The 23,572-nt window shown below is 56.5% G+C and carries 18 protein-coding genes and 1 pseudogene; 15 read left to right on the forward strand and 4 right to left on the reverse strand.

Going from position 1 to position 23,572, the window contains the following annotated elements:
- Positions 1-92 precede the first annotated feature (92 nt).
- The 9 genes from ACQ66M_RS12805 to ACQ66M_RS12845 all read left to right on the forward strand — a co-directional run bounded on the left by ACQ66M_RS12805 (position 93) and on the right by ACQ66M_RS12845 (position 13,269).
- Positions 93-1,628, forward strand: a complete 1,536-nt coding sequence (locus tag ACQ66M_RS12805) for an AMP-binding protein (RefSeq protein ID WP_430404297.1) — start codon at positions 93-95, stop codon at positions 1,626-1,628.
- 3 nt (positions 1,629-1,631) lie between these two features.
- Entirely contained in the window at positions 1,632-2,780 is a 1,149-nt protein-coding gene (locus tag ACQ66M_RS12810) for a serine hydrolase domain-containing protein (protein ID WP_430404299.1), read from the forward strand.
- Between the two features lie 546 nt (positions 2,781-3,326).
- Complete coding sequence (locus ACQ66M_RS12815) at positions 3,327-3,485, forward strand: hypothetical protein (protein WP_430404301.1); 159 nt, start codon at positions 3,327-3,329, stop codon at positions 3,483-3,485.
- A gap of 2 nt (positions 3,486-3,487) precedes the next feature.
- Entirely contained in the window at positions 3,488-5,185 is a 1,698-nt protein-coding gene (locus tag ACQ66M_RS12820) for an N-acyl-D-amino-acid deacylase family protein (RefSeq protein WP_430404303.1), read from the forward strand.
- A gap of 56 nt (positions 5,186-5,241) precedes the next feature.
- A complete protein-coding gene (locus ACQ66M_RS12825; RefSeq protein WP_430404305.1) occupies positions 5,242-6,045 on the forward strand; it encodes an SDR family oxidoreductase in 804 nt (267 codons plus the stop codon).
- 118 nt (positions 6,046-6,163) lie between these two features.
- Positions 6,164-7,171 carry an amidohydrolase family protein gene (locus ACQ66M_RS12830; protein ID WP_430404307.1) on the forward strand — a complete coding sequence of 336 codons (1,008 nt, stop codon included), beginning with the start codon at positions 6,164-6,166 and terminating at the stop codon, positions 7,169-7,171.
- Positions 7,172-7,258: 87 nt separating this feature from the next.
- Positions 7,259-8,290, forward strand: coding sequence for an AraC family transcriptional regulator ligand-binding domain-containing protein (locus ACQ66M_RS12835; protein ID WP_430404309.1), 1,032 nt, complete (start codon positions 7,259-7,261; stop codon positions 8,288-8,290).
- 488 nt (positions 8,291-8,778) lie between these two features.
- Entirely contained in the window at positions 8,779-11,040 is a 2,262-nt protein-coding gene (locus tag ACQ66M_RS12840) for a TonB-dependent receptor (protein ID WP_430404311.1), read from the forward strand.
- A gap of 450 nt (positions 11,041-11,490) precedes the next feature.
- Positions 11,491-13,269 (forward strand): serine hydrolase domain-containing protein, encoded by a 1,779-nt coding sequence (locus tag ACQ66M_RS12845; protein ID WP_430404313.1) that lies wholly within the window; start codon positions 11,491-11,493, stop codon positions 13,267-13,269.
- 250 nt (positions 13,270-13,519) lie between these two features.
- On the opposite strand, the pseudogene ACQ66M_RS12850 reads toward ACQ66M_RS12845, so the two are convergent.
- The 3 genes and pseudogenes from ACQ66M_RS12850 to ACQ66M_RS12860 form a co-directional block, all read right to left on the reverse strand.
- Positions 13,520-13,794 (reverse strand): annotated as a pseudogene (locus tag ACQ66M_RS12850) (integrase core domain-containing protein); the annotation flags it as partial.
- Between the two features lie 94 nt (positions 13,795-13,888).
- Positions 13,889-15,313: a sensor histidine kinase gene (locus ACQ66M_RS12855; protein ID WP_430404315.1), complete on the reverse strand. Its 1,425-nt coding sequence runs from the start codon at positions 15,311-15,313 to the stop codon at positions 13,889-13,891.
- Positions 15,303-16,001 carry a response regulator transcription factor gene (locus ACQ66M_RS12860; RefSeq protein WP_430404317.1) on the reverse strand — a complete coding sequence of 233 codons (699 nt, stop codon included), beginning with the start codon at positions 15,999-16,001 and terminating at the stop codon, positions 15,303-15,305. Before ACQ66M_RS12860 ends, ACQ66M_RS12855 begins: the two co-directional genes overlap by 11 nt.
- Positions 16,002-16,236: 235 nt before the next feature.
- Between ACQ66M_RS12860 and ACQ66M_RS12865 the strand changes: the two genes are divergently transcribed.
- The 6 genes from ACQ66M_RS12865 (at position 16,237) to ACQ66M_RS12890 (ending at position 22,949) form a co-directional block, all read left to right on the forward strand.
- Complete coding sequence (locus tag ACQ66M_RS12865; RefSeq protein WP_430404319.1) at positions 16,237-17,358, forward strand: alpha/beta hydrolase family protein; 1,122 nt, start codon at positions 16,237-16,239, stop codon at positions 17,356-17,358.
- Positions 17,359-17,853: 495 nt separating this feature from the next.
- Positions 17,854-18,669, forward strand: a complete 816-nt coding sequence (locus ACQ66M_RS12870) for a 3-oxoacyl-ACP synthase III family protein (protein ID WP_430404321.1) — start codon at positions 17,854-17,856, stop codon at positions 18,667-18,669.
- A complete protein-coding gene (locus ACQ66M_RS12875; RefSeq protein WP_430404323.1) occupies positions 18,666-19,646 on the forward strand; it encodes an NAD-dependent epimerase/dehydratase family protein in 981 nt (326 codons plus the stop codon). The genes ACQ66M_RS12870 and ACQ66M_RS12875 overlap by 4 nt, the downstream gene beginning before the upstream one ends.
- Positions 19,643-20,413 carry an MBL fold metallo-hydrolase gene (locus tag ACQ66M_RS12880; RefSeq protein ID WP_430404325.1) on the forward strand — a complete coding sequence of 257 codons (771 nt, stop codon included), beginning with the start codon at positions 19,643-19,645 and terminating at the stop codon, positions 20,411-20,413. Before ACQ66M_RS12875 ends, ACQ66M_RS12880 begins: the two co-directional genes overlap by 4 nt.
- 2 nt (positions 20,414-20,415) lie before the next feature.
- Positions 20,416-21,690 (forward strand): F390 synthetase-related protein, encoded by a 1,275-nt coding sequence (locus tag ACQ66M_RS12885; RefSeq protein ID WP_430404327.1) that lies wholly within the window; start codon positions 20,416-20,418, stop codon positions 21,688-21,690.
- Complete coding sequence (locus tag ACQ66M_RS12890; RefSeq protein ID WP_430404329.1) at positions 21,687-22,949, forward strand: glycosyltransferase; 1,263 nt, start codon at positions 21,687-21,689, stop codon at positions 22,947-22,949. Before ACQ66M_RS12885 ends, ACQ66M_RS12890 begins: the two co-directional genes overlap by 4 nt.
- On the opposite strand, the gene ACQ66M_RS12895 is transcribed toward ACQ66M_RS12890, so the two are convergent.
- Positions 22,909-23,529 carry a DedA family protein gene (locus tag ACQ66M_RS12895; RefSeq protein ID WP_430404331.1) on the reverse strand — a complete coding sequence of 207 codons (621 nt, stop codon included), beginning with the start codon at positions 23,527-23,529 and terminating at the stop codon, positions 22,909-22,911. The genes ACQ66M_RS12890 and ACQ66M_RS12895 overlap by 41 nt on opposite strands.
- Positions 23,530-23,572 lie beyond the last annotated feature (43 nt).

Below are 23,572 nucleotides of genomic sequence, written 5' to 3' on the forward strand. Positions count from 1 at the left end.
GGCCAGTTTACACGCGAGAAATCATTCTGCGGGCGACACGCAAAACAGTCATTTTGCGTTGTCGGGCAGAGAGCACAAAGGGAACATGTCAGGTGCATCCAGGTGAAATAGCAGCAGCAACGCCCAACAAGCCGGCCTATATCATGGCGGGGAGTGGCGAGGTGATCAGTTACGGCGAGCTAGAGGCGCGAGCCAATCAGGGCGCGCACCTGTTCAGGAGTCTGGGGCTCAAACGGGGGGATCACATAGCCATCATGCTTGAGAACCATCCGCGCTATCTGCAAATCTGCTGGGCGGCGCAGCGCGCTGGTCTTTACTATACGCCTGTGAGCTGGCGGCTTCAGAAGGAAGAGGTCGCCTACATCGTCAACAATTGCGAAGCGCGCGTGTTTGTCAGCTCAGTTGCCGTGAAAGAGGTTGTCCAGCCCTTGCTGGAGGTCACACCCAACGTCATCGCTCATTACATGCTTGATGGCGTCATGGATGGATTCGCGAGTTTCGAAGAGGCGCTGTCCCGGATGCCGGTAACGCCCATCGCGGATCAGAGCGAGGGTGCCCTGATGCCTTACTCCTCGGGGACAACGGGCGTTCCCAAGGGCATAAAACAGGCCTTGTCTGAGAAGGAATATGGTGACGGCGAGCTGTTTGCCGTCATGACGGAACTATACGGGGCGACCAGTGAGTCTGTCTTCCTGTCGCCAGCCCCCCTGTACCATTCGGCCCCGCTTGGGTTCTCCATGACGTGCCTGCGCCACGGCATTACGGTCGTGATTATGGAACACTTCGATCCGGAGCGCGCGCTGGAGTGTATCCAGGCCTACGGGATTACCCATAGCCAGTGGGTTCCCACGATGTTCGTGCGCATGTTGAAACTGCCGCAGGAGGTAAGGTCACGCTACGATGTGAGTTCCATGAAATGCGCCGTACACGGAGCCGCACCCTGTCCGATACCCATCAAGGAACAGATGATAGACTGGTGGGGTGAGGTCCTTTACGAATACTATGCGGGGAGCGAAGCCAATGGCTTCGTGCAACTGAACAGTGCGGAGTGGCTTGCTCACAAGGGGTCTGTCGGGCGGCCAATGGGTTGCGAAATCCACATCTGCGATGACGCCGGCGTCGAGCTCGCGAACGGTGAACAGGGTAATATCTATTTTGCCGGCGGCAACCGCTTTGAGTATCACAAGGACAGCCAGAAAACAAAGAAAGCGCAGCATGTCCGAGGCTGGACCACGCTGGGCGACATCGGATATCTTGACGATGACGGCTACCTGTACCTGACGGACCGCCAGCATTTCATGATCATTTCGGGTGGGGTCAACATCTATCCTCAGGAGGCGGAGAATGTTCTCATCATGCACGACAAGGTGCTTGATGTCGCGGTGTTTGGAATCCCCAATGAGGAATTTGGCGAGGAGGTCAAAGCTGCGGTACAGCTCAGAGATCCTGGCGATGCCAGTGCGGACATGGAAACGGCCCTGATCGCATACTGTCGTGCGAGGCTTTCACACATCAAGTGCCCGCGAAGCATCGATTTTCACGAATCCCTGCCACGCCATCCGACAGGAAAACTTTATAAACGCCTGCTGAAAGATCAGTACTGGGCACCACGCAGCGAGCAGGGATAGAAAATGAACGAGCAAGTTGCGAGCGTGGAAGATTTCGGATTAGATCCCGAACGAGTGGAATTGTTGCTGGATCGCGTTCGGCAGGATGTCGATGAGGGGCTTCTGCCCGCGGCGCAGGTCGCGCTGGCCCGTAATGGCAAAGTCGCTGTCCTGGAGACTTATGGCGAAGCGCGTCATGATTCCCTGATCTGTATTTTTTCTGCGACCAAAGCCATTGTCTCAGCCGCAACCTGGTTGTTGATCCAGGACGGCGAACTGGCTGAAGATGAGTGTGTTGCGGATATCATTCCCGAATTTGCCAGCCATGGGAAAGACAAGGTCACGGTTCAGCAATTGTTGACCCATACGGCGGGATTTCCACATGCGCCGTTCGGACCGTTGCAGTGGCATTCGAAAGCGGAAACGCTTGCCCGCTTCGCTCAATGGCGCTTGAACTGGGCGCCTGGCTCGAGAGTTGAGTATCATCCTTCTTCTTCCATGTGGGTCATCGCGGAGATCATCGAGCGTCGCGGCGGACTGCCCTATGCCGAATTCATTCGCAAACGTGTGCTCGGCCCCCTGGGTTTGCGCAATCTGTTCGTGGGACTGCCGGAAGCCGAAAACCAGCGCGTGCTGCCCGTCGAACACCGGGGTAACCCCATGACGCAGGATGATTGCAAGAAGCTGGGACTGTCAGCCTTCCCGGAAACTGAAGTAACCGAAGAGGCACTGCTGGCTTTCAATCGGCCCGATGTGCGTGCTTTGGGTATGCCGGGAGCGGGCGGGTTTGCGAATGCGCATGATCTTGCCTTGTTCTATCAGGCGTTGCTCCAAGGCGGGCTGGGTGACGTGAAGCTCTGGACCGAGCGGACATTGAATGGTGCACGCGAAATTCGGACAGGCAATCTTGCTGACCCGATGTTCAACAAGGCGGCAAATCGGGGCCTCGGTATTATTGTCAGCGGCGATGCGAGCAGGAACCTGCGTGGTTTTGGAGTAACAAACTCTGCACAGGCCTTTGGGCACAATGGTGCGGGCTGCCAATTGGCGTGGGCAGATCCAGCGACCGGAATCTCTCTCGCCTATCTGACACCGGGCCACGACCGAAACCTTGTGCACCAGTGGCAGCGTTCCATGGCGATAGGCAGTCTTGCCGCCAGGTGTGCCCTCTAAGCGGCCCCGTGATCATCCGAAAAGTTCAGAGTGACCGGTTGCATCCAGTCGTGATCCGGTACGCGCGCCTGTTTGTACAGGCATAGCCCGTGTCGAGCGGAAGAAAATTGATGCTGAAGAGGGGCGTAGCCGGGCGAGGAGACACCGACCGGTGAGATCCCGGCGTTTCGCGGAGCAGTTCCTGCCGTCATATAACGTGCCATTGCCTTCAGAACCCTGGAGTGACGGGGAACATCAGCAGCAGCACCAGTCGGGCGCGGGAACCTGTCATGCCTCCCATAAGCAGGCAGGCAGCTCGGACGTCCATGGAGCCAGGATCCGTGGTGGCGCAGCCAGCGCAAGGACGGTTGGGCAGGGCGCGTGGCCTGCGCCGACGCAACGAGATCAGTAATAACAGTATACTGAATACCTAGCAATACGCCAATGCATTCGCGCTGTCGGCTTGAGCGAATTTGTCCCGTCCAAACTGTTGGGAAGAGCCCTTGTTAGCCCCTTTCGGCGTTCTGTACTGTGAAAATCAATCTGCAAACAGAGCGAGGACCGAGCATGAAGTCAGTTATACATACGAGTGCCGAATTGATGAAGGCGGCGCCAGGCCATGCGAAGCAAGTGCAGGACGCACCTGAGTGCGTCTATGAATTCACCCGGACAATTGCGTGCTTTCCGCTCGCCAGCATAGCCGCTTCCAGCGGCACGGAGGTTTGATCATGGCGACCTATGACCTCTTGCTGAAGGGCGGCACTGTCGTTGACGGAACGGGAGCCCCACGCTTTCAGGCTGATATTGGCATTAGCGGGGGAAGGATTGTTGATATCGGGGCCCTTTCCGGGGAAGCTGACGAGATTGTGGATGCGACCGGACTGATCGTGGCGCCCGGGGCGTTGGATCACCACACCCATTATGATGCCCAGATCTTCAGGGACCCAACGTGCGCCGACAGCGGGCAAAACGGTGTCACGTCGGTTGTCATGACCAATTGCGGTTTTGGTTTTGCACCCTGCCGTACAGAGCATCAGGACCGTTACATGGTCATGATGGAGAACGTCGAGCAGATCCCGGTCGCTCACCAGAGGGCGAGCCTGCCATGGGACTGGCAATCGTTTCCGGAATTCATGACATCGCTGCGCGGGACCCGGAAAGCGGTCAACGCAATGGTCTATGTGCCGATGAACGCGCTGCTGATCTTTGTCATGGGGATCGAAGAGGCCAAGAATCGTCCCGCAACCAAAGACGAACTCGCCGAAATCAAGCGTCTCCTGCATGATGCCATGGATGCAGGCGCCATCGGGCTGTCCTGTTCCTATCTCGGCCACAATAATGTTCACGTCGATTTCGACGGAAGCGCCATGCCGTGCGATGTCATGGATCTCGACCAGCTGGTTGAGATCGCATCCGTCCTGAAAGATCGCGGGGAGGGTGTCATACAATGCCTCTCCGGCCTGGCTGGCCAGGACGCGACGGTCGAGGCGTCTGAACGGCTCGCGCGCGAAACCGGCCGCCCCGTTTTCCATAATGTCATTGCAACCAATGATGATTTTCCGATCCACACACCTGGTCTCGCATGGCTGGATTCCATGCGCGAAGAAGGGCTGGACATGTGGGCCGCATCATTCTGCCATCGCACCTGGGCCGAGATTTCCCTGACGACGCTTACACTGTTTGACTCCGATGAGACGTTCAGGGAGCTGACATATGCGGGCTCGAGTGCCAAGGCGTTGGAACTGCTGAGAGATCCGGCATACCGGGAGCGTCTCCGGGTGGCCTACGACCCCGAGAAGTTTATCATTGTCGGAGGTGATCTCGACCGGTTCGTCGTCCTGTCGGTCGCCGACAGTGCCGAGCACAAGGATGTCGAAGGCCAGCTGCTGGGCGCGGCGGCAAGCAAGCTTGGCATGAAGACGATAGACCTGTTTGCAGACATCATTCTCAGCTCAAACGGCGCCGCCATCTTCCGGTCGCCTAACGCCACGGCGACAGATCCCGGGATCTTGCGGGAGCTGTTTGCGCATGAGCGGGTCATTCCCGGCGGCTCCGATGGTGGCGCGCACCTGAAAATCTTCAGTGGCGGTCACTGGGGGACGGATTTCCTCGTCAACATGGTGCGGGAACAGAGCATCGTGAGTCTGGAACACGCCCACCACAAGATGAGCGGCTTGCCGATGAAGGTCTTTGGTATCCAGGATCGCGGAACGATCAAGAAGGGCATGGCCGCTGACCTGGTGGTCTATGATCTGGAGCGTCTTTATTCCGATACGGACGCCTATAAGCATGCCTTCGATCTGCCCGATGGTGACTGGCGCAAGCAGGCGCGTGCCGGCGGATATGACCTTATCTGTGTCAATGGAGAGGTCACGTTCCGCAACGGGCAGTTCACTGAGGCGTGTCCGGGCGACGTTGTCTCGTAAAGACTTAACCGGATCCTCAAAGGATACGAATGGCGCGCATGCGTACAGGATTGAATATGAAACTCGACGACAAAGTAGCCATAATCACCGGAGCGGGATCCGGTATCGGCCGGTCCCTGGCGCAGCGGTTCGCGGCAAATGGGGCGCGGGCCGTGATCTGCACGGATCTGAATGGGGACAGGGCGGAGGAAACTGCGCGGCTGATCGGTCAGCAAGCCTCCGCCGAAACCCTCGATGTGGCCGATGAGAACGCGATCAGGGATATCATCGCGCGCGTCGAACAGGCGTATGACGGGATTGATGTTTTCGTGTCCAATGCGGGATATGGCCGGCTCGGCGGCCTGGAAATGCCCACGCTGGAATGGCAGAAAATGATGAGCGTACACACATGGTCCCACCTTGCGGCCGCGCGGGCTGTCGTACCTGGCATGATTGCGCGCGGGGGCGGCTATCTGCTCAGCACCGCCTCTGCTGCCGGCCTGCTGTCACAATTTGATTCCGGTGCCTATGCGGTTTCTAAGCACGCCGCTGTGGCACTGGCAGAGTGGCTCTCCATCAATTATGTGGAGCAGGGGATCGGCGTATCGGTTTTGTGCCCGCAGGCGGTACGTACCAATGTGCTTGATTTCATGAAAGATCCAAATGCCCTGGTGGATGTCGTCCAGGCTGGCGGAGATGGCGTTCTGGAACCGGATACTGTTGCAGACCTGTGCATCGAGGCCATGGCCGATGGCCGGTTCCTGGTACTGCCGCATCCGGAAGTGGGCACCTATTTTCAGCGCAAGGCGAACGATTATGATCGCTGGCTATCGGGCATGCGTCGTATGCGAAACCGCTTTCAGGATGCGGCGTCCGACTGAGAGCCAGACTCACATTCATCCCGGTTCAGCTGAGCTTTCAGTGCCAGAGGCCTGCAGGCACTCCAGCTCCGTCCGGGCTCCCCGAGCGATACACGTCACTTAAAAAGCAGGATACGGAATGAGCATAGTTGTCAAAGATGAAAGCTGGCTGACTTCGGTGGAAGAAGAAATAGTCGACCCCGGTCGTCGCATAATAGATGCGCACCATCATTTGTGGCGCACGGGGCTGCAGTATCAGGTTGAAGACCTTTGGCGTGACACTGGATCCGGCCACAACATCGAAAAAACCGTCTTTGTCGATTGCGAAGCGGAATATCGCCCGGACGGCCCCGAGCATCTGAAGTGCCTCGGAGAGACAGAGTTTGTGGTCGAGCAGGCCAGGCTGTCGGAGACCGGTGGCGATGGTAAGGCGGTAATTGCGGCCATTGTGTCACGCGCCAATCTGGAGCTGGGTGACGCCGTCGGAGATGTTCTTGATCAGCATGTTGAAATAGGTGATGGCCTGTTTCGCGGGATACGCCTGGTCGCCGCACGCGACCCGCATCCGGAGATGCTGGCCATCCCGGCCCAGGCACCAGAAGGGCTCTACAGCTCACCGAGCTTCCGTCGTGGCATGAAAGCTCTGGGTGATCGAGGGCTCACATTTGACGCCTGGCACTACCATCACCAGAACCAGGACTTTCTCGCGATGGCCCGCTCAGTGCCTTCCACGCAGATCGTTCTTGACCATTTCGGTTCGCCTTTGGGTGTGGGGATGTATGCCGACCGCCGCGAAGAGATTTTTGAACAATGGAAGAAGGACATCAGGGAAATCTCTGAGTGCGGCAATGTTGTTGCCAAGCTTGGCGGGCTCGCCATGCCAGACAATGGATTCGGATGGGACAAGAGGGATACGGCCCCGACTTCAGACGAGTTTGTCGAAGCGCAAAGGCGATATTTCCTGCACGCCATCGAATGTTTCGGACCCGATCGGTGCATGTTTCAGAGCAACTTTCCAGTCGACAAACTATCCATCGCCTATCCTGTGCTCTACAACGGTCTGAAGAAAATTGTAGCCGATTTCTCCGAGGACGAAAAAGATGCGATGTTTTACGGTACTGCGGCACGTATTTATCGTATTGAATGACTGGGTCGGCCCGTCGCGTTCTGGTGACCGGCGAACGGGCGTGGCTCTCTGCAATTGTGGTGCCTTCGCAGGCCAGGTGGGCTGCGCATGATTGCTCAGAACAATGAACTGATCGCGCTGATGCCAAAGGCGGACCTGCTGACCCTCGTCGGGCAGTCAACCTATGACATGGACCATGTCCCGGATCTGCTTGACAGGGTCGCTGCGCTCTCTCCCCTGGTTTCGAGCAGTGATGACTATGTGGACTCGGGCATGGTCTGGCACCTCCTGGCTTCCATCGGCTACGAAGTGGATGATGAGTTTCTCGGGCTGAGCACCCATCGGGTGCCTCCCGGCAGTACCGAACTCATGATCGCCCGGGCAATGCAGGAGCCCACGCTGGGTGAGGCCATACGAGCCTTCGCGCACTCTGTGAACATTCTCTGGCCGGATGTTCATGCTGAAGCCAAGATCCGTCTCGATGAGCTGCACTTCAGCATGTCCTGTAAAGGTGAATACCTGGAAGCCCGCCAGATATTCCTGGAGATCGCTTGCATTCCCTTTTACTGCATATTCGAGTGGCTGGCGGATTCGCGCTTCCCGGTTCTCCGATTTCGCCTGGACAGCAATCGCCCGTCCGGCGCTGTGCACCAGCTGGCGGTGCTTGACTGCGGGGTGCAGTTCGAGGGCAGCGGGGTGAATATCGTTTTACCCAGGAACGTTGAAAGCCTCGCCACCTCGAAAAGAAAGCTGGCTGGCTGGCAGCCTGAGATCTACCAGATATTCCTGGACATACTCGAAAAACGCAAAAAGAGCTTTTCCACATTGTCCCTGCAATCATATGTCATGAAGGCACTGCGGTGCGGCATCAGGAGCCAGCAGCTGGTTGCGGCTTCAGCCGGGATAAGCGTGGCCACTTTGCGTCGCAATCTGGCAATGGAGAGAACCTCCTTCAGCGAGATCAGCGATCACGTGTTTCGTGAAACCGTTGCCATGCTCATCGCTCACGGCGAACCCGTTGAAGCGATTGCCGCCAAAATGGGATATGCCGACGCACGGAGCTTTCGGCGCGCGTTCCAGCGCGTCTTCGGCGTGAACCCGTCGACGTTCAGAAAGGATCCCCTGTCTGTCCTGGTCTGAAACCTGATGGCCCGTTCCGGGGCGAGCGGGAATCCTGAAGCGTCCATGAATCCTGACGGGATTATTCGCCCGGTGAATTCCGCCTTCAGGATTTCAGTGATGCCCGATCGAGGTCGGGAGGCGGGCCGGATCGCAGTCCCGCATCTGGCTGGGCCGGGCGCTGAAGTTGCATTGTTCGGGGGCGAGCCGTATGCTTCCCAGAGTGCCAGTTTCGGCTTGCCGATAAACATGTCGGAAGCCCGGGGAAAAACATCAGGTGTCTGACGGTATCACGTTTGCGGCAGGCGCCCGGTCCTGGCCATTCCGGCAGGGATCTCGGCTGATTGCGAGGGCAATCAGATCCTGGGTCCATCACACTCCCGTATCATCATCCACCTGAGCGAATTTGTCCCCTGCAAAGTGTTGGGCGAGGTCCTTGTTGGCTCTCATGATGACCCCTAACCTGAACCCAAGAACAAAATAATAAAAAACGAAAATGGGAGTCTAGAATGCTGAATACGACCGCGCTTCGCCGGATATCGGCGATCATTGCCGCGACTGCTGGTGTGACCATCTCGGCGCCCTTGCAGGCAGTTGGGGAGGAACCTGCTCTTGAGGCTGCTGGAGCGGAACGCATTCTCGACGAGGTCATCGTTACGTCCACACGCCGGGATCAAACCGTCAGCGAAGTGCCGTTGGCGATTACGGCATTCACGGGAGCCGAGTTGCAGAGCCGGGGCATCGGTGATTTGCAGGACCTGTCTGAAGTTTCGTCAAGCCTGATCATTACCACCGGACCTTCAGAACTCGCTGGAACCGAAATCAGAATACGCGGCGTGGGGACGGCCGGTGCCAATCCCGGACTTGAGCCTTCAGTCGGCATATTCGTGGATAATGTGTACCGCAGCCGTACGGGTATGGCGGTCGGTGACCTGCTGGATGTCTCTTCTGTCGAGATCCTGCGCGGTCCCCAGGGGACACTCTTTGGCCGGAATACTTCGGCTGGCACGGTAAGCCTGAACACCCTCAAGCCGGAGTTCAACTGGGGTGGGTATGGTGAAGCCACTGCACAGAACTACGATGGCTACAAGATTACCGGGGGACTGACCGGTCCCCTGGTTGAAGACACCCTGGCGTTCAGGATTGCTGCAAGCTACAATAAGCGCGATGGCTATGTAACCGACCGTGTGGTTCCCTCAAGGGATATCTATGACAGGAATCGCAGCTCGCTCAGGGCGCAGCTTCTATGGCAACCAACTGCTGATGTCGATGTGCGATTGATTGTCGATGGCCAGCACAAGGACGAAACGTGCTGTGCGCCGGATTATTCGATTCTGGGCCCGACAGCCGCGGTTTTTGAATCCCTGGGAGCGGTCGTCGAAGCCGACCCTTTTGCCTACAAGGCTCAGCAGACATCTGATCCCGAGGATCATCTTGACGAGTGGGGCGCGTCCCTCGAGACGAATTGGCATATCAGGGAAGATCTCAGTCTGACCTGGGTTGCGGCCTACCGGGACGCAGACGCTTACTCCAACCTGGACCCGGATAGCTCGAACATTGATGTCGTGCAGGGAACGGACTGGAACCAGGAGAACAGCTTCATGAGCCAGGAGGTGCGGCTGAACGGGGTGTCCGGTCGTGTCGATTGGCTGGTTGGAGCCTATCTGTATGCCGATGAAACATCCGTTGACTGGCAGGTGACTTACGGAGCTGATTTCGGCGCCTATTTCAATTTGCTTACCGGCCTGCCGAGTTTTCTTTTCCCTGAAGGTGCTGGCGACAGGTCTCGCAATTTTCACCAGGATGCCAAGGGCTGGGCACTATTCTCGCACAACATCATCGAGCTTGACGAAAACTATGACCTGGTGGCCGGCTTCCGCTGGTCCGAGGACCAGAAGGATGCCGAAGTAAGGGTCGACAATTTCAACATTCACTGTGGTCTTGTCCCATCCATCCCTTATTGCGCGGTCGCCGATCTGGAGGGGTCCCGCACTGAAGCTGAGCCGTCAGGCACGATCAAGCTGGTCAGGAATCTCGATATCGGCAATATCTATATCGGCTACTCACGCGGCTACAAGGCTGGAGGGTTCAACCTTGACCGGGACGCAGGGAATACCAGTTTCGAGTTTGACCCAGAGACGGTGGACGCGTTTGAAGCAGGATTGAAATGGTCTTCTTCCGACCGCCGGCTGGATATCAGCACGGACATTTTCCACAGCGAGTTCAGTGATTACCAGATCAATCAGTTCGATGGTGTGGCCTTTACGACGACCAACGCAGCGAAGGTTAAATCCACCGGCATGGAGGTGGGACTGAGCTGGCTGCCCCTGTCGGATCTGAAACTCGATGGCGGTGTGACCTGGAGCAATACAAAGTTCGAGGAGCACCCGGTACTTAACAATATCGGAGAGCCACTCGAGGGCATGCGCCTGCCGTTTTCTCCGGAGTGGGCGGCCACTGGTGCGGTTTCCTATGAAAGACCAATCGGCCGCTTTACCGGCTTTGGCACTATCAACGCGTCCTATATGGGCAAGCACAATATAGACACGAATCTTGACGACGAATCCAATGTAGGCTCGCACACAGTGGTCAACGCCAAGATAGGTCTGACGCCAGGTGACGCCGACTGGGAGCTGTCGCTGTGGGGCCGGAACATCTTCGAGGAGGAATACAGAACCATCCAGTTCCCGTCGCCTCTGCAGACGGGTAGCTGGAGTGCCTTCAGGGGTGAACCCCGGATGTATGGTGTAAGTCTTCGTTATAACTTCTAGTCTTGGATCGTGAATGATTGCGGGCGATTGATCACGGGCATATGGCGTCCAGAAGCGTGAGTCCGGGACAGGGACGGCATAAGGTTCTGACTGTTCACGCGGGATGCGTGGACGCCCGGTTCGGAGGAATGCCGTCCCCGTCTCAGACAAGCACCCGGCACGTTTCCTCCAGTCCTTCGGGTGTTCCTGTGCCCGCCAATTCGAGAGAATTGCGCGGGCACTTCTTTTTCCGGGTCAGTGGACGCTCGACAAGGGAGCATGTCCTGCTGACAGCACTCATCCAGTCGGCATGCTCCAGAACCGGAAATTTGCGTTGAGTCTCCCACTGATCCCTGTTCAGTGAAACCACCTTCCTTCCCCAGAGTGGATATGAAAGAAGGTGTCTCGCTGAATTGTACATATCTACAAAACCGTTGGGTCAAACCTGATTGATATTCTCCTGACACGGCAATGGCAAAAGGTCATCTAGCCGCACTCCGCTACATCTCGTGGTGCGAATATCGCGGCGCAGCCAAACGGAGTTTGATTATGCGAAGATTTTCGTGCACTCTGATCATAGGCGTCGCTGCGGCAGCGCTTATGTCGTTCAGCCCCAATCCTGCCTACGCCCAAGATGATCGCCCGCTTCATGTCGATGATGCGGTCCGTGCCGTCATGCAAACTCTGGGCACCGAAGACGACGCCGCCCTCTACGATTTTGTAGATACGCACATGACCGGCCTGGATCAGCCAGAAAGAGAATCGGCTGTAGCCAAACTTCGGGACGTGCGCACAGCCGCGCGCGGCGCGGGAGGCGATGTGAATGTAGAGGCGGAGGATGACGGTATCCGGCTCGTGCTATCGGGTAATGGGAGCACAACCCAGATTAAGCTCGCGGTCAGTCGGGCAGGGGTTACAGACGTAAGTCTCGTCGGTAACGAAAAAACAGCCGCCGCGCCAGGTTTACAGTCGCGCGATGATGCGGTGCGCGGCCATTCACGGGCGCTTGAAGAATCAGGGTTCACCCCACTGGATCAATTTGTTGTTGATTTTGAAGATAATCATCTTTCGGCGGAATATCTGGCATCTACAACGCCGCAGGACCGCAAGTCACTACTCTCTGAAATAAGGGATATTGCGAAGGATGCAGGCGGCGCTCTTCTGAATGAGGATGATGGTGTTATCATACTCACCCTGGAAGGCCCGGAAGGGGCAGCTGATATTCGGTTCACAGCCGAGACCTCCGCGCCCTACAGCGTTGCAACGATCAAAGTCGAACGAGGCAATACGGCCCCAGCCATTGAACTCTCACTGGACCAACTCGATCAACAGTTGGCGGCGTTGGAAACTCAAGGTCTATCTGGCGCAGTACTTATGAGGATTGATGGGGAAACCGTGCACAGAAAAGCCTATGGCTTTGCTAACCCTCAAACCGAGCGAGAGAACACCATCGACACGATGTTCGGTGTTGGGTCGAGGCCTATTGATTTTACAATTGCTGCCATCTATCTGCTGGATCAGCGTGGTGTCATCAGCCGTGAAGATCCGATTACGGAATATTTCGATAATGTTCCGGAAGGCAAAAAAACTATGACGCTCAGTCATTTGATGCGCGGTGAATCAGGACTGCCGGATTTTCATGGCTTGCCGACCGATTGGGACCAGGACCTCGCATGGATTGACAGGGAAACGGCAGTGCAGCGTATTCTGGATCAGCCACTTCTGTTTGCTCCCGGAACGGGTAATCGCCATTCGCATTCCGCATTTGGTCTGCTTGCATCGGTTGTCGAAACAGAGAGCGGTATGGGCTATTATGAGTTCTTGCGACGGAATTTCTTCGACCCGGCGGGTATGAACCATACTGGAGAGTATGGCGAGTTGCGCGGTCAGGCGACTGAGGATTTTGCTGTCGGGGGCGGCCCGAGTTTTGTCGGCGAGCCCAATGTCCCTCCCAACTGGGGGAATACCTCTTGGCTCGTCAAAGGTAGCGGGGGAATGTATTCAAACCTCGATGACCTGATGAAATTCTACGACTACATCCGCACAAGTGGTGTATTGGAGCCAGAATACACACGCTATTTCAAAGGTAGTTCGGTAAGTGTAGATGGATCAGACCGAGGCTTCGAACTTTATAGTAGTCGTGACGAAGATGGAGCTGATGAGGTCTATCTTGTCGTCAATATGAGGGGGAACAGCTCGATGTTCCGCGATCTTAGCCGTGCGCTAAACAGGCTTATTGAAAAACACTAATGATAAAAGGCCCGCTTTTGCGTTCATATCGGAGCGCTCCAGCGGGCCTCTGACCTGGCCTGCCCCACAGGGGGTGATCCGCCAGATTTATCAGCCCAACGGTTTCTGAACTTGACCCATTCCAGGATCATCTGATCCGAGGAAATATCGGCTGGCTGCTCTGAGACCCATGTCTGGACCACTGCCGGTTAGAGTATTCCGGCCGTTTCACGATGGCGGACTGGTTACGCCTGCGTGATTGATCAGTGCGGGCCGGGGGTTTGTTTCCGATCGCGCTATGAGGTCTTACCGTATGTAGTCTCCACGCCGACACTCCAGATATTCGCGCGCATCTGACAGGCTCATGAACCGGTTTGCAGACAGGCACTCGGCTCTGAAGTTACCATCCAGGCTATTGATGAAAACGTTATCGGTAGGTTCTCCGGGGCGACTGAAGTCCAGTTCCACGCCCGTTGCATATGCCTGAAGATCGAGATCTTTGGAGATGAACTCGGGGGCCTGTTCGACCCTGATGGACTCGGGATAAGCTGAACTTAAAGAGACCTGCTGTCATGTATAAACCCGAGCGGTAGTCAGGTTGAATCATGCCAAGTCGATATCAAATTCATATCAAGAGCCATCATGCTGGCGTCTCCGCCCGGCAGAACCCCATGATGAAGACTGCGCCGCCCGTTTCTGACTGCGCATAGCTAATCGTTCCGCCCATCGCAGTCATAAGGCCTTTGACGATGGTGAGTCCGAGACCCGCGCCGCCTGTCCCGCGATTGCGTGATTTTTCAGCACGGTATAATCGATCGAAGATATAGGGGCGGTCCGCCAGCTCTATTCCGGGCCCATTATCTTCAAATCCCAATTGAACCTGTCCGTCGCGGAGATCGCCCGAAACTTTAACAACAAGACCTTCTCGCTTCTCACGTTTTGAGTTCTCTACAAGGTTCATCAGTATTTGCCGGATACGCTCCTCATCGGCGAGAATAGTAAGGTTATTGGGAATATCGTTCTCCAGGAGAGCTTGCGCGGGGTGCAGCATTGGACCCAGAATATTTTCAACCGTCTCCCTTAACGGGATGGGTTGGAGAACGAGGCGCAACTGTCCTGCATCCGACAATGCGATCTCCTGGAAATCTTTCACGAGTCGTTCAAGTAATCTGGCTTCGGCTTCGACCGTGTTCACGAATTCTCCGTCTGGTGTAATCAGATTTGCCCGGAGCGCTTCTATCTGCCCCTTTATATTCGTCACAGGCGTCCTGAGTTCATGAGCAATGTCAGAAATGAATTGCCTGCGAATTGTATCTGTATCTGCCAAAGCCTTTGTTGCGGAATTGAAGGTTTGAATCAGAGTGTTAAATTCGCTGCCGCCACCGGAGACGTCCAATTGTTCAGGGAATCCGCCATTCTTAAGTGTGGCTGCCGCTCTTGTAAGGTCGTCGACGGGCCGAAGGGCGCGCCTAAGAACCCATACAGTTGCCAAAACTGCGAGCAATAATACCATCACCAACCACGGCGCGGCATCCTTCCACACGCGACTCGCGAACACTTGTCCTGACTTTTCATCAACGCGCCCGGGCAATATGACAAGCTCACCTATGAAAGCATCCAGTCGGGTTGAAAGGACGTGCGGAGACAGCGATACCAACTCGATATCAAAGGCTTCGCCATCTTCGACGCCGAGAACTTTGAAGCTAAGCCCTCCTTCGGCGGTGCGCTCAATGTCCGCCTTACTGAAGGACGCTTCTGTCGTTGCTAGTACTTTCAGATCCTTGTCGACCAGAATGAATGGAAGAGCGGTTCGCAACGACCCGTCATCATTCTCACGCGCCATATCTCTTAAGCCATCCACACCAGACTGCTCGTATGCGGACTCAAGCATATCCGCTATAGCTGAAACTTCCGCTTGGGGATTGACGGTTGCAACCTCTTCGCGTTTGACATCAACAAATTCGGCGCTCGTCGCTTGATTGACGATAATCGCCAACAGGACTGTCGCGGAAATGAGTATAGTACCGACGAGCAAGGTTAGCCGTGTTACAAGACTATGGTTCATTGGAGTCCTGAAACCTGTATCCAACCCCGAGCTCCGAATGGATATAGCGAGGTGCCCCCCGCGGCTCTCCAATTTTTTTCCTGAGACTCCAGATATGCGTATCGACAGTTCGGTCAAACCCATCGAAGTCCGGCCCAAAAGCGCGGTCGATAATTTGATCCCGCGTAAAAACACGCCCAACATGCTTCATCAATAAAAACAGTATCTCAAATTCACTTTTGGTGAGTTTAATACCTTTACCGCCGACTGTGACCTGCCTCGTGTCTGCATCAATAGCAATTTCACCAAGCGCGAGTTGGTCAGTCTGTTGCGGTAATGGATTGTTGGATCGCAAACAGCGTCGTATCCTTGCAAGGAGTTCCTTCGACCCGAATGGCTTGCAGACATAGTCATCCGCGCCGGCTTCCAAACCGGTAACGATTTCATCTTCCGTCGTTTTCGCTGTGAGCATCACAATTGGAGTTTGAGACTTGGCGCGTATCTTTTTGCAGACGGAGATGCCGTCCAGATCGGGCAGCATCAAGTCAAGCAACACCAGGTCAGCGCCAAAGTCTTCCAGATAGGCAAGCCCCAGGGCACCCGAACCGGACCAGTGAACGTCGTATTTTTCGGCCTCAAGAAACAGCGCGAGCGTCCTCGCCGTGGTCGAATTATCTTCAATTACCAGTATAGAAGGCCCGTTCTGCATAGGTGAACACCATATCCAATATCCGTGAAAGGTTAAGCCCTAATCCCGCCGTCAAGGCTTCAGCTTAGATCTCAGCTCAACGACTGTATCCGCATAGTGTCAGGAGGTTATCAAGGGGCAAAAGCCAAAGCATTAGCTTGGCGTTGTGCCCAGTCTCCACGCCAAATCTTGATGCCATCTTGATACGGTTGTCGCATGTCACACAGGAATTCCGATTCAATTATGAGAGCAAAAAATGAATCCCTCGATTTTTGTCCTGTCACTGACCTTATCCGTACTGGCAACATCCTTATCCCTGGTGGCGTGCGCGCAGTCAGTGCCGCCCGGTGAGATGATCGCCGGTCTTGAGCGTAAGCTGGACAAGCCTTTGGATGAGACTAAGGGCGCCACCATTGAATATGGGTCTATCGCGACAAGAGACGGCGCGAAGCTGCGCACGATCTTTTCAAAGCCGGAGAATGCGACGACTCCCGTTCCGGCGATATATTTTGTTCAGTGGCTATCCTGCTCGACAGTTGAACTGAAAGATGACGATGGCTGGACACAAATGCTGACCCATCTCATCGGTAAGAGTGGTTACGCCGTTCTGCGCACGGAAAAAGCGGGTGTCGGAGATAGCCAGGGACCCGCTTGCTCGGATTTGGATTATAATACGGAAGTCTCGCATCATCGCGAGTCTCTGGGTGCGTTGCTGGCTAGAAGTGACATCGATCGGGATAATGTGTTCGTCTTCGGCGGTAGCATGGGCGCAAATCAGGCGGCATTGATTGCGAATGATCTCGATGTGGCCGGATTCATTGTTTGGGGTGGTGGAGCCAAAACATGGTATGAACGTATGCTCGGCTTTGATCGCAGGTCTCTGGAGTTTTCCCTGGAAGATCTGGCCACGCTCAATGAAACGCTTATGGCGAGAGCGGCATTCCACACTGAATACCTGGTCAAAGGAAAGTCCCCAAAAGCGATCATCGCTGAAAACCCCAAGATGGAGGCAATCTGGTCGAACATGATCGGGACGGATACGAATAGTCACTATGGACGTCCGTTTGCGTTCCATCATCAGGCTCAGGCCGCAAACTGGCCTTCTGCGTGGACAAATGTCTCTGTGCCCGTTCTTGTATTATACGGAGAGTATGATTGGTTTGACGACGCTGATAGCCACAAATTGATCGCCGATATCGTCAATCGTTCCGAGGCTGGCTTGGCAGATTTTCGTATTCTTCCCCGAACCAATCATCATTTTTCGCGCTATCCCAACGCAAAGGCGGCATTTGATGAAACCGGTGGCACCATGGTTGGTGATGAGGCGGCCATTGTGGTGGCAGATTGGGTCACAGAGCACATCAACGCATCGAAGTAAGGACGAGGATCGTTGCCATCCGAATCCAACCAAATGCCAGTCGACGCAGAACTGAGTTTCAGAACCGCATGGACGAGGTCTCCAAATGACGACCTGGACCCATAGCCTAATGTATGGTCGCATTTCGGGTTTGCTTTAACTGCCATCATATGCGGACCACCATCTGTTTGCCATTTCGACGTTTTGACTTCACTGGATTTATGTTCGCTCAGGGCTCTGCTTTTGAGCGAAAGGCTTTCCACGACTGAAGGTCATTGTAGACTCGTGTGAAAGCCTGATATAGAGTGAATAATCGCTCACAAATGAGGCGGCGTTGATATGACTAGAATACTGGGCATGGGTGTAGGGTTGCCGCGGGAAATTGTTGGGTCGTCCTGTCTGGATCGACGCCTCGGCAAACCCACGGGATGGATCAGTAACGCTTGCGGTGTTTTTTCGCGCTCTGTTGCGACGTGTGAAGAAACACAAGAGCACCTGGCTGTCATAGCCGCACAAATGGCTCTCGCGGACGCAGGCCTGCAACCTGAAAACCTGGACCTCATACTGTTCGGTGCGGCTGTCGGGCGCCAGCCGATTCCGGCCACAGCGCCACTGATCAAAGACCTTCTTGGCATCAGGAAAGAACAGGTGCCAGCCTACGACATCAATGCCACCTGTCTGAGCGCGCTTGTCGCCATGGACCTCGCAAACCTGCATATAGGCGCAGGCCGCGCGAAGCATGTACTGGTGGTCAGCTCTGAAATTTCTTCAAGGGCATTGCCCTGGGATGATGACCCGGCCACGGCCGGCCTTTTTGGGGATGGCGCCGGGGCCCTGGTTCTGGGACCTTCGGTTGAACCCGACAGAATGCGTATCCGCGACTTCGCAATGGAGACCTGGGCGGAAGGGTACGATTTCTGTACGCTTGGCGCAGGTGGGACCCGCTTTGATCTCAAGACGGATCGATTGGCGTTCGAGCAGAACTGCATGTTTCGCATGGATGGTCACAGCCTGTTCAGGCTTAGCCGAAAACGTCTCCCGCATTTTATACAGAGACTCCTGGAACGGTCCGGGTGGACGGTCGATGATATCGATGTCGTTGTCCCACACCAGGCCAGCCCGCTCGCCCTCCAACACATGATCAGGCGCTGCGGGTTCCATTCCGATCGCGTCGTCAACACGATAAGGGACACAGGCAACCTGGTAGCCGCTTCCTTACCCATCACGCTTCACACGGCGCGCGAGGATGGACGAGTTCAGCCGGGTTCAAAGATCCTGATGATCGGAACGTCGGCCGGGGTTTCGGTCGCAGGCATGACTCTCGTCGGATGAGTTCAGAATCCATCTTCATCACCGGCGCCACAGGTTTTCTGGGCAGCACGCTCAGTCGCGCTCTGCTGAAGCGAGGCCATCGGGTTGTCGCGTCGGGACGGCGACCAGACCGGCTGAAGGTATTGCAGGATGGCGGAGCCGATATTCTGCAATACGACCTGTCCCGGCAGCTCACGCCAGCCGTGCCTGAATGCGGCTACATGGTGCATTGCGCCGCACTGTCTGCCCCCTGGGGCCGGAAAAGTGCATTTGAGCAAGCCAACATAGATGGCACGCGAGGTGCGATTGCCCTTGCGCGGGCAATGGGCGTTCATCGCCTGGTTCATATCTCCACCCCGAGCGTGTATTTCAGGTTCGCAGATCAGGATCGGGTTCGCGAGGACGCCGCCCTTCCCAAGCCTGTCAATGCTTACGCGCAGAGCAAACGCGTTGCCGAGGCCCTGATCTGCGCAGCGCCAGATCTCAGTCCTATCATCCTGCGTCCACGTGGTCTCTATGGAAGGGGAGATGTCGCACTCCTCCCGCGCCTTTTGCAAACAGCGGCCCAGCGTCCCCTCCCGTTCATGCGAGACGGGGCTGCCGCGACAGACCTGACCCATGTCGACGATGTCGTCAGCGCCGTCATGGCCGCGCTCGAGGCACCCGGGCGCCTATCGGGCCAGGTCTTCAATATTTCGGGCGGCGCCGCTCTCCCGGTCACAGATGTTGTCAATGCAGCCTGTGCCCGCGTCGGCATACGGGCACGATGGCGCTCGCTTCCATTCAGACTCGTCAAAACTTACGCGCAATTGTCCGAGAGCCTGTCCAGGATTCAACCATCTGCTCCGGAACCTCCGATCACTGCGTATGGGGTAGGATTGTTCGCCTTCCGGCAAACGCTCGACATATCAAACGCGCAGACCCATCTGGGATGGCGGCCTGCCATTGGGTTCGAGGAGGGGCTTGAGCGTACCTTTGGTGATGGAGCAAGCTGTTGAACGTCACGTTTCCGAATAGTGCCATCGTGCGCGCGCCTGAGCGCTTCGTGTTGCGTGGCGGGCGATGGAAGTGGATCGATATCCCGGTGCGCTACGGTGTGTTCGATCACCCGGTCGGTGGTCGCTGTCTTGTCGATACCGGATATTCCAGCCGCACTTTGCGAGGACCACGGTCCCTGGCGCTCACACTCTATGCTGCATTGTTGCGGCCCCGGCTGACGGCGCGCTCCCTGCCCAAGGCGGAGCCGGATATAGACGCAATCCTGCTGACCCATTTGCATGCCGACCATGTCAGCGCGCTTCGTGATTACCCTTGTGCCAGGCTGTATGCGAATCGACGTGCCGTGCGGCATTTTTTGAGCGGCAACCGGATGGCCCGCCTGCGACATGGCGTGTTCAGGGAATTATTGCCTGATGACCTGTCAGACCGCATTCTGGCGTATGAGGACATGACGCAGATTGAAGCCCCTTTGGGGCTCGGCAAGTCTGCCGACGTGTTCGGGGATGGAAGCGTTCTTGCCGTACCCCTGCCGGGTCACATGAGGGGACATACCGGATTCCTCTGGACCGATAGGCAGCGCCCGCTGCTTTACGCCGCCGATGCCGAATGGGTCCGGGAGGCCATCACGGCCGACCACCCGCCAGGTCTGCCCGCGAAATTCATTCTGGATGATGTGCCCGCATCCCGTGACAGCGCGGCACGTCTCAGGCGTTTCATCGAACAGGGGGGAGATGTGGTGCTCTGCCACGATCCGGAGCCGCTATGATCATGCCGCAGGTATTGACTCTGGCGGCCTTCGCACGTGCGCGCATCAGGATGTCCCGCCTGAACACGCGGTCAAAGCTCGATGCCTTTCAAAAGCGCAGAATTGCACGTTTCCTTCGAGATCAGGTGCCGCGGGTGAGTGCCTATAGCCAAACCAGTTTCGACAGGCTCTGCCAGGCGCCCGTGATGGACAAGGCGCAATTGATGGAAAGCTTCGCATCCTACAATCGCCTGGGACTGGGAGCTGACAGAGGTTGGCGTATCTTCGATGGTATGGAAGTCGCCCCGAGGGGTTACGCGGTCGGCGCCAGTACCGGTACAAGTGGCAACAGGGGACTGTATGTCGTGTCTGATGCTGAGCGCTACGTGTGGCTGGGTGTCATGCTTTCGCGCGCCTTTCCAGACCTTCTGACACAGCGTGAGCGTGTCGCCGTCATCTTGCCACAGACCAGCCGTCTCTATGACTCGGCGAACGAAAGTCAGCGCCTGAACCTGAAATTCTTTGACCTGGGTTCAGGTGTGGAGAGGCAGATCAAGCCGGTCACCGCGTACAAGCCCACCGTGATCGTCGCGCCGCCGCGTGTCCTGACTGCCCTGGCACAGGCTGACACGCCCCTGGCCCCGCGACAGATTTTCTCAGGCGCCGAAGTTCTGGATTGTGCAGACAGGGCAATCATCGAGGCACGCTTTGGTTTGTGCGTGCGGGAAATTTACATGGCATCCGAAGGCCTGTTCGCCATCTCTTGCCCGTTCGGTACACCCCACCTTGTCGAGGATCATGTGATGTTCGAGTGGGAGCCGGTGGAAGGCAGCCGAGAGCTCAGGACGCCGCTCATAACGGATTTCACGCGTCGCACACAGATAATGCTCCGCTATCGCATGAATGACCTGATAGAGCTCGACGATCGGACCTGCGCCTGCGGTTCGCCGCAGCTTGGTATCAGGCAGATTGTCGGACGCCAGGATGATGCTTTCAGTCTTGTGAGCCGTGACGGAAAGCGCGTGACCATCACGCCGGACATCATTCGCAATGCCGTGTTGAACTCGGATCGCTCCATCCTGGAATATCAGGTAACCCAGACGGCCGCGAACGAGATCAGGATAGAATTGCCGCCGGCGCATGAAACGCTACTGAAAGGCGCCGCGGCGGCCTTGCAGGCTTTGTTTTCAGAGGCGGGTCTTCATCCGCACCTTGTCAGCATGGTGCGCGCCTTCGGTGATGAAGGCCCCCGGAAACGGCGCCGCGTACTGGTCGACATGAAGGGGGAGGCCGTGTGAAAGTCTCGATCCAGGTATTAGGGTCGCTTGGCGATGTCATGCCCTATATATCGACAGCATTGGTCCTGAAGGAACAGGGGGTCGACGTTTCGATCCTTGCACCGCGTGACTTCTCGGCACTCATCGCGTCACACGGTATCGCAGTTGCCGAAACCGCTGACTTTTCCCTGGATGCGTGGATGGAAGAGGCAGCCACGCGTGGAACGCTGGGCGGGCCCATCTCCTTTTTCCGCGACTGGAGTGAAATGATCCAGCCTCATATCAATGACGTGATGGCGCGTTGCCTGAGTGCCGCTGACAAAGCCGATGTCGTCATGGGCAATCTCATCTGCGCGCCGGCGCGGGTTGCAGCAGAAGCAGAGGGAATCCCCTTTATCCTGACAGGCCAGCAGCCTGTCCTGAGTCCGACGCGGCAGGAGCCATGTGCAATGACGTGGCGTCCGTGGCATGGCGAGCGCCTCAATCGCGCCAGTTATCTCATGATAAATCTGGCAAACAGGGTGATCGGCGTCACACTGAGCAAACATCGCAAATCCCTTGGTCTGTCCAACCAACCGCGCTTTTCCGATATGCGTATGCATCTCGGTCGTCCATTGCCGAAGATATCCACGATTCCCTGGCCCATCATGCGCGAGCGGCCGCAAGACTGGGGGCCGCACGATTTTCTCACAGCCTACCCGTCACTCAGGCCGTCCAGGCCCGATGCGCTGAGCCCTGGTTTGAGACGTTTCCTCGCCGCAGGATCGGCGCCTGTTTACATTGGCCTCGGTTCGCTGGCAGCAGCCCATGGCAACCATGTGCTCGGCGAGGCGATTGAAAGTGTGGAGCAGCTTGGATGTCGGGGCCTGGTCGCGAAATCGATGGTGAACGATGCGGCGCGGCTTTCGGACCGGTTTTATGTGGTTGATCACGAACCTCATGATCAGGTGTTCCGTCACTGCTCCGCAGTGATTCATCATGGTGGCGCGGGTACGTCTGACACGGCCCTGCGCGCGGGCGTGCCACAAATCCTGCAACCCCATTTCCTGGACCAGTTCTGGTTTTCTGACCGGCTGAAACAGCTTGGCGTCGCTCCGGGGCCATTGCCTGTTCGGGGACTTGCGAGCCGGCATGTTGCAGACGCGATTGAGTTTGCTGTGTCGCCTGCGTGCCGCAAGCAGGCCGAGATGGTGCAGAATGATGCCATGGCCCATTCCGGTGCCAGTGATCTTGCGGCGCTTATCCTGTCCCAGCTGGATCGGGGCGTCGCCAGGAGGTGACCAGGCGCCACAGGAGTGCGAGCGAAAGAAGCAGGCACTGCCCGCCTATGAACAGCGTCCAGAAATGCGTCTCGAGAAATGTTTTCGGATCGAACCCGCCCCGTTCAGCGGAATAGGCGCCGAGCCAGCCGAGCACCAGAAATTGCCCGACACCCAGCACGACACCAATCAGGGAGCCAAGGGAAAACCTGGAATACGGCATCGACAGGTTGCCCGCCAGAGGGGGCGTGATCCACGCGATCGGGCCCATGAAGCGACTGGCGGCAATCATCACAATGCCACGCTTTTCAAGCAAGGCGCCAGCCCGCCGGATAATCCTGCGACGACGCGCGGTCTTGAGTGCGAAGCGCCTGAACGAGCGCCGGGAGAAACGGCCCATACCATAGCTGCACTGATCTGCGGCATAGGCCCCTCCATAGGCTGCAAGAATTGGGAGAAATGATCCTGATGTGTAAGCAAGCCCTCCTGCCAGCAGGAACACGGCTTCACCAAAGACAAAGAGACACGTCACGAGCCAGGCGTCGAAAAACGCCCCCAGAAAAATCGTCGCCAAAATCGCGATCGTGATCGTGTCTTCCATGCCTCAACTATAGATACGTCAACGCCGTGTTTGTCACCTCCTG

Source organism: Hyphomonas sp. (assembly GCF_965284475.1).
Classification (GTDB): Bacteria; Pseudomonadota; Alphaproteobacteria; order Caulobacterales; family Hyphomonadaceae; genus Hyphomonas.